Origin of the sequence: Chamaesiphon polymorphus CCALA 037, from assembly GCF_003003845.1 — a bacterium.
Taxonomy (GTDB): Bacteria; Cyanobacteriota; Cyanobacteriia; order Cyanobacteriales; family Chamaesiphonaceae; genus Chamaesiphon; species Chamaesiphon polymorphus.
In genome coordinates this window covers 1-2,512 of the sequence record NZ_PVWO01000671.1, presented here as the reverse complement: position 1 = coordinate 2,512, position 2,512 = coordinate 1, and the positions used below count along the sequence as shown (strand labels likewise).

3 protein-coding genes are annotated in these 2,512 nt (G+C 44.3%); all 3 read left to right on the top strand.

Annotated elements, in window-relative coordinates:
- Positions 1-220 precede the first annotated feature (220 nt).
- The 3 genes from C7B77_RS28085 (at position 221) to C7B77_RS28070 (ending at position 2,210) form a co-directional block, all read left to right on the top strand.
- Positions 221-430, top strand: coding sequence for a chlorophyll a/b-binding protein (locus C7B77_RS28085; protein WP_106312833.1), 210 nt, complete (start codon positions 221-223; stop codon positions 428-430).
- Between the two features lie 137 nt (positions 431-567).
- Positions 568-777, top strand: coding sequence for a chlorophyll a/b-binding protein (locus C7B77_RS28080; RefSeq protein WP_106312830.1), 210 nt, complete (start codon positions 568-570; stop codon positions 775-777).
- A 668-nt stretch (positions 778-1,445) separates the two neighbouring features.
- Entirely contained in the window at positions 1,446-2,210 is a 765-nt protein-coding gene (locus C7B77_RS28070) for a hypothetical protein (protein ID WP_146138577.1), read from the top strand.
- The last annotated feature ends 302 nt before the right edge of the window (positions 2,211-2,512 follow it).

Genomic DNA, 2,512 nt, shown 5'->3' with positions numbered 1-2,512 from the left:
CCCATCCACCCATCCACCCATACATCTATCGACTACCAACTTTTTTCCAGAACTCATCCTTTTGAATGATATGCTCCAGATTTACAAATGATAAGATTTGTATAGATAGATAAGTCAAGCAGCCAAAAGATGCTCTCGCTCTTTACACACGGGAAGAAAGCTTGAAAGCTGACAATCGATCGAATACTCATCACCACAACCAACATCTGGAGTAGCTATCATGACAAGTTCTTCTACTAAAGTAATTCCTGCTAATAACAACGAACGCAACGAGTGGCGTTGGGGCTTTACCCCACAAGCTGAAATCTGGAACGGTCGCTTTGCAATGATCGGATTTGTAGCCGCTTTGTTGACTGAGTTCCTATCCGGTCAAGGCGTATTGCACTTCTACGGCTTAATGGAAAACTTAACCACAACTGTGGTTCGGTAGGTTGAGTCTCGCCTTTGTAGAGATGAATAACTCAGGCACCCAAAAGATGCTCTCGCTCTTTACACACGGGAAGAAAGCTTAAAATCTGACAGTCGATCGAATACTCATCACCACAACCAACATCTGGAGTAGCTATCATGGCAAGTTCTTCTACTAAAGTAATCCCTGCTAACAACGAGGAGCGCAACGCATGGCGTTGGGGCTTTACCCCCCAAGCTGAAATCTGGAACGGTCGCTTTGCAATGATCGGATTTGTAGCCGCTTTGTTGACTGAGTACTTATCCGGTCAAGGCGTATTGCACTTCTACGGCTTGATGGAAAACTTAACCACAACTGTAGTTCGGTAGATCCAGTCTCGCCGACGTTTGCCATCAGTCTAGTTAGCACGATTTGGCTTTGCCAATGCTACGCGATCGAGGAATGGGTATAGATATCAAACTATAATTCACTCACTCGATCGATACCGAGTTGGCGGTTAGACAATGCTTAACAACAAAGCCATGGCTAACTGCGAGAGCGAGCCGATTGACAAACATATCGAAGTCTATCGGCTCGCTCTCACTTTTAACTCTTTCACTTCTCGACCCGATTACATTGAGCCGTTTCCATCGCTCCATTTTTCGGCTACCAACGATCGCGACCTTCTTCGGATCGAAACCAACACCCGAGCGTCACGATCTCCACCAGCCTCGTACCGCAGAACTTAAAATATTTTCCAGGGTCGATCCTTCGCAGCCGTGCTAAGAATTTGCCAGAGCTGTCTGTAGATTTGGATCTGTCTCTCCCGATCTCAAAATTTAAGTTTTAATTAGCATCGGATGATATCGGTCGATCGATATTGACAGTTCCGAGCGTCAATTTGCATTAGGCAATATTTTTTTGCAAATTAATTATCCTACCGTTGCGGCTGGTAAATGCGATTACCTGCGGTAGGCAAGTTTCTCGATCGTAGCATTTTGGCGATCGGATTTTGCCCGCGCCAATACCAAGCAAGAATCTTTGGAGTTATCCACAAATGACAACATCTACTTTTGAGATCGATAGCTCCAACATCAAAAGCATGAGCACGCTTAAATATTATAAACTCTCTTCCGTCACGCCACCGCACCCAGAATATCTGCGCAGGACTGAAGCGAGAATGATGCAATTGCAAAAATATCATAAGATTAGCCAAGAATACGTCTTACCAATTCCATATTTGTGCCAGATCTATCATTTGCTAAATCTCAAGCATTTAGAACAAGTTCACAACCTCAGTCTCAAAGGTCTCAAAGTAGGTGACGTCAGTAAATTCGAGCAAACTACCAGTGGCGGTAGCGTCAAATTCAAAACCACCTTGCATCAATCGCTCAATATCCTGAGAATGTGGAGACAGCCAGTCGTGGAAGTGGAGCTAACTTTGCATACGCCCTACACGATCGAACTGACAATTCCGATCTACAAAGGTCACAAGATTACGATTATTTTTAATGTATTGCCTTTGGGCGATAACATGCATAAACTATTTATCGATATCTATAGCGATCTCAAATTTCCCTCACCAATCATGCAAGTATTTTTGCATTGTGCTGCTGGGGTAACTTTATTAGAAGACCTGCCTTACCTCTATAAGTTAGCTAATGGTAACAATCTACACCGCCGCGTCAAATCGACTCAAGGATCCAATCGCGATACCATGCAACTATTTAAGCGATACATCGATCTCTATGGGTCTAGCTTAGAACAACCTCACTCTCTAGGTGCGGTAGAACTCCGTCCATTGTCTAGTTCATCATATTAAATAGGTCGGGGATTGTTGTGACGATCGAGAGTTCGACTCGATCGCAACAAGCCACCGTCAGAGGCTACGGTGTATACACAAGTCTATTGGAGTTACTGCATAGTCCCTTTACCCCACCCCAACCCTTCCCTTATAAAGGGGAGGGAGCAAGAAAAAGCCCCCCCTTTATAAGGGGGGGTTGGGGGGGTAAAACAACCAAAAACGAAGTCTAGCGGACTTGTGTATACACCGTAGCCGTCAGAGGTGGGGTTTTTAAACTCTTGCTTTTTGTTAATAAGCTTAACCATTTTGCAATCTACTAT